This is a genomic window from Frankia sp. AiPs1 (genome assembly GCF_023716945.1).
Lineage (GTDB): Bacteria > Actinomycetota > Actinomycetes > Frankiales > Frankiaceae > Frankia.
Map to the genome: position 1 here is coordinate 1 of NZ_JAMQQF010000468.1, position 4,804 is coordinate 4,804.

At 71.0% G+C, this 4,804-nt stretch carries 2 protein-coding genes; both read right to left on the reverse strand.

The features are described 5' to 3' along the window. Nucleotides 1-1,863: glycosyltransferase 87 family protein (locus tag ND748_RS25425; RefSeq protein WP_251748576.1), on the reverse strand; the 1,863-nt coding region annotated here is incomplete at its 3' end. A 311-nt stretch (nucleotides 1,864-2,174) separates the two neighbouring features. Beyond that, a partial coding sequence (locus ND748_RS25430; protein WP_251748578.1) for a transglycosylase domain-containing protein occupies nucleotides 2,175-4,804 on the reverse strand: 2,630 nt, incomplete at its 5' end.

Genomic DNA, 4,804 nt, shown 5'->3' on the forward strand with positions numbered 1-4,804 from the left:
CTCCGGCTCCGGCTCCGGCTCCGGCTCCGGGACACCATGTGTCGGCCTCGTCGGTCGGCCACGCCAGCCACCGCGCACGTCGGGCGCATGATCCAGGACCCCCCCGGCCGGGTCGTCCACCGCGGCCAGGTCCAGCCCCGCCGCGGGCCGATCCACGGCGATCTGGTCGGCCGGGTTCGGCGACCCCCCGGCCCGCACCACATCCGCCCGCGGATGCAGGATCTCCCGCACCACGAACGCCGCCATGACGAGCAGCGCCAGGTCGCGCAGCGCCACCGCGCCCACGAACCAGCCCCGGTCGATCCCATGCCGGCCCTGGGTGTCGTTGTAGACGAAATGCATGAAGCGGGTGAACAGGACCCACGCCTCGCATGCCTGCCAGAGCAGGAACAGCCGCCACCGCGGCCGGGCCAGCGCGGCCAGGGGGAGCAGCCAGATCGTGTACTGCGGAGAGAAGACCTTGTTGCTCAGCAGGAACGCGACGACCAGCAGGAACAGCACCTGGGGCAGCCGCGGCCGGCGCGGCGCGAACCAGGTGAGCAGCCCGATCGCGACGACCGCTGTCACCAGGGTCGCGGCAGTGATGATGTTCAGGGTTCCGATGGGCAGGCCGTGCTCGCGGATGCCCTGCAGGACCAGCGGGACGCCGATCGCGACGGTCCCCCACGCTGCCACCGCCGAGGCGACGACGAGGCGACGAGTGTCCGGGCGGTGCACGATGAGCGCCGCCGCCACCGTGAGGACGACGACCGCCATCACCACGCAGACCACCAGGTGCAGCGGACCGAACCAGGCGGGGTCGTGGCGGTCGGCGAGCCAGGTCGCGCCGAAGGCCACCGAGTCCCAGTCGGCGCCCCGGTCGGAGTTGAGGTCGATGAACCGGGCGAGACCGTTGCGTGCCCCGTCCGGGCCCCCACCGAGCAGGCGCAGCCAGTCGCCGCCGCGCCAGAAGGTTGTCCAGATACTGTCGCCGACCTTGTTGCTCTGCTCGTCGAAGTAGCCGGCGGACAGCCACAGCGGCACGACGACGACGATCACCGTCACGATCGCCGCGGTGACGGTCTTCGTCAGCTCCCGCAGTTTCCCGGCGCGCAGACAGAGGAAGCCCAACCCGAGCAGGAACAGCACCGGATACAGCTTGGTGAGGATGCCCAGGCCGAGTAGCAGGCCGGCCAGCCGTGGGGCCCGTCTGGACCAGGCGAGCAGGCCACCGGCCGCGAACGCCACCGCGAGAATGTCCCAGTTCGTCAACAGGTGCAGGACCAGCGCAGGCGCCAGCGCGAACAGCGCCGCGTCCCAGACCCGCCGGGATCCGGCCGTCAACGCGGTGCAGAGCACCGCCACGCACGCGGCGACCATGAACAGCAGCGCCGTGAGGTCGTAGAAGACGGCCGAGCGCCGGTCCATCGTGTAGTGGTCGAACACCCGGCGCTCGGACTCGTCCCGGTAGACCGCCTTCGGGCCGGCGGCGTGGCCCGCGGGCCAGGAGATGAGGGCCATCGCCGCGCCGATCAGCGGCGGGTACTCCGTCGGGTAGTCCAGATAGGGGATCTTCCCGTCGACCAGGCCCTCCTGGCTGTAGAGGGCGACGACGTCGGAGTAGCACAGCGCGCTGTACTGGTGCTCGTGCGTCCAGGTCCGGGTGTCCCGACAGCCGATCTTCTGGGTGTAGCCGAGCACGCTGGCCACGATGGCCAGGGCCATCAGCACGCGCAGCGGGGTCAGCCAGGTTCGCCGGTCCACGAAGACCGCGTGTTCGCCTGGCGGCCCGCCGATGAGCTGGCTCGCGCCCGCCACGACCGGGTCCTCCCGGGCCGGGCTGACGCGGGCGGGAGACGCCGGTGTCGTGGCCATGCGGGCCATTGTGGTACACGGCCCGCCGGGCCCGGGGACCGCAGTTCCGGCAGGTGTCTCCGACTCGGCCCCGGCCCGCCGACGCGGCGTGGGCTCGGCCACAGCGGAGCACCGCCGGGGCGGGCAGCCACACCCGGACCCGCCGCGTTCCGACCTCCGGCGGCCCTCAGGCCTCGCCCGGGCGGGGAGAAGCCATCACCTGGGTGTGGGACCGGTGGACGGACCGCCGCCCGCCGCGGGGGGTGCGGGTTCGGGCCGGCGGGTCCGCATCTCGACGACGCCGCGATGTCCCGGATCCGCCGGTGCCGTCGGCCCACCGGTCACCCCAAAGGGTCCGAGAAGAGCCCCGTCGGTCTGGGCGAACCGTTCGGGCGGTTCGCTCCGGGCTGCTGCTGCGGCTGCGGCTGCGGCTGTTGGGGCTGCTGCTGACCGCCTCCGTTCCCGCCGAACAGGCCGCCCAGCAGGTCGGTGAGGCCCGACGTCGGCGCGGTGCTCGGCGTCTGCGTCGGCGGGGCCGTGGGTTCCGGCTCGTTGTCCTGGACCAGGCCACCGAACGCCGGCGGGTCGAACTTGGACTTCGGCACCCCCTGCAGGGCCGCGTCCATGAAGGCCTTCCACACCTTGGCCGGAAGGGTGCCGCCGTACACCCCGTCCGCTGCGCCTGGGATGCCCTTGAGCTGGTCGGTGTTCAGGCCCTTGCCGCGGAACATGTCGACGCAGGAGGCGATCTCCTTGGTGTATCCGCAGAACCAGGCAGATCGGAAGTCCGTCGAGGTACCGGTCTTCCCGGCGGCCTCGCGGCCGCTGGCGAGCGCGGCCCGATGCCCGGTCCCGCTCGGATCGGTGATCACACTCTGCAGTGCATAGGTCGCGTCTCGGGCGACCGAGCTGGGGATGGCCTGCTTCGCGTTCTGGTCGGCACCCGAATAGATCACCTGGCCGCTGCCGTCCAGGACCTTGTCCACCATGTGGGGCTTGGCCCGCACCCCGTTGCTGGCAAGGACCGCGTACACCGACGTCATGTCGATGGGATAGACGTTGTCCTTGCCCAGGGTGATACCGGCGACCGGTTCCAGGGTGGTCGAGTCACGGATGCCGAGGTTACGCGCGGTGGAGATGACATTGTTGACGCCGATGTTCTGGCCGAGCGGCACGAACACGGTGTTGATCGAGGCGGCGGTCGCCTGGATGAGGTTCTTGTAGCCGAGGTCACCACCCTCGCCCTCATCGTTCCCGAACTCGTAGCCGGGAAGAAACGCTTTGGCGGGCGCGGCGAACGTGGATTTCAGGTTGATGTTCTTCTGTAGCGCGGCCACCAGGGTGATCGTCTTGAAGGTCGACGCGGACTGCACCTGCGCCGTGGCCACGTTGTCCTCGTACTGCTCGCGGCCCTGCGCATCCTTGCCGTAGAGCGACCCGCCATACCAGGCGAGTATTCGGCCGGTCCCGGGTTCGACCGCCGACAGGCCGGTTCGCAGATCCGGCACCGCCGAGTACGCGGTGCTCAGCACGCTGGTGACCGCATTGAACGCGGCCATCTGCCGACCCTTGTCGATCGTGGTGGTGATGCGCAGACCACCGCGGTTGATCTGGTCCTCGGTGATCCCTCCCGCCATCAGCTCACGCTTCACCTCGTCGCGGATGTAGGCGACCTGAGCGGAGGTGGTGGTGGAGTCGTCCGCCTTGGCGACCACCGGTGGGGGCTGCTCGCCGGTGATCGACGCGGGCGCCCAGCCCTCGGCGGCCATCGTCGCGACGACGTCATGCCAGCGGTTGGCCGCCGGCCCCGGATTCTTCGCCGGATCAAGGTAGTTCGGCGATCGGATCAGGCCAGCGATCACCGCGCCCTGCTGGGCCGTGAGATTCGCAGCCGACGTGTTGTAGTAGGCCTTCGCCGCAGCCTCGATGCCATAGGCACCGCGGCCAAAGTAGATCGTGTTCAGATAGAACTCCAGGATCTGGTCCTTGGAGTACTTGCGGTCCAGCTTCACCGCGAGGGCGATCTCCCGCATCTTGCGGCTGAACGTGCGCTCCTGGCTCAGGTAGGCGTTTTTCGCATACTGCTGGGTGATGGTCGAGCCACCCTGCAGCTCACCGCCGGTGACATTGACGTAGAGCGCTCGCGCGATGCCCTTCGGCGAGATGCCGGGCTCATGGTAGAAATTCTTGTCCTCGGCCGCGAGGGCCGCGTGCTGCATGTCCTTGGACACCTGGGCCAGCGGCACGTCGGTACGGTTCACCGTACCGATCCGCGCGAGCTCGTCGCCGGTGGCCTGGTTCGTCCCGGTCGGCGGACCATAGAAGATGATCGAGGTCTGGTCGGTCTTCACCTCGCCGGGCAGCGGCACCCGGGTCGCCGCGTACACGACGGCGATGCCGGCGGCGAACAGCAGGATCGACGAGAAGACCCCGGCCAGCACGAACCGGCGCAGCCAGCGTGGCCGCCGCCGCCACCACTTCGGGCCACGACGCCCCTCGCCCGGTCGGGGGGAACGACCGCCGCCCGGCCCGCCCGGCCCCTCGGGTCCGCCTGGTCCGTCCAGGCCTCCCATCGCCGCCCGTGACGAGCGCGTGGGAGCGCCGCGCCCCGGCCCGGTGCGCGCGGGCGTGGGACGGCGGGCACCGGGTCGGCCCGGGCCGGTGCGGTCCTCGGCCGCCTCCAGCTCGCCGACCCGAAGCGCCATCCGCTCGGTCGCCTGGGTGGGCCGGTCCCGGCGCCGCCCGGCGACCCGGCGCACCGGCGTCACCTCCGTCATGCCGGCACCGCTCGCCGCGCCTCGCCCAGCCTGATCCGCCGTCACCTTGCGGTAGACGGTCGCGTCGGCAGTGCGTTCGCTGACGTCGACCCGACGCAGCGCCGCCTGGTCGACGGTGTCGTAAAGCGTGTTCACCTCGCCCGAGGCCCGCGGCGCGCCGGCGGCCCGGTCGCGCCCGGTCGGCAGCGGTGGGC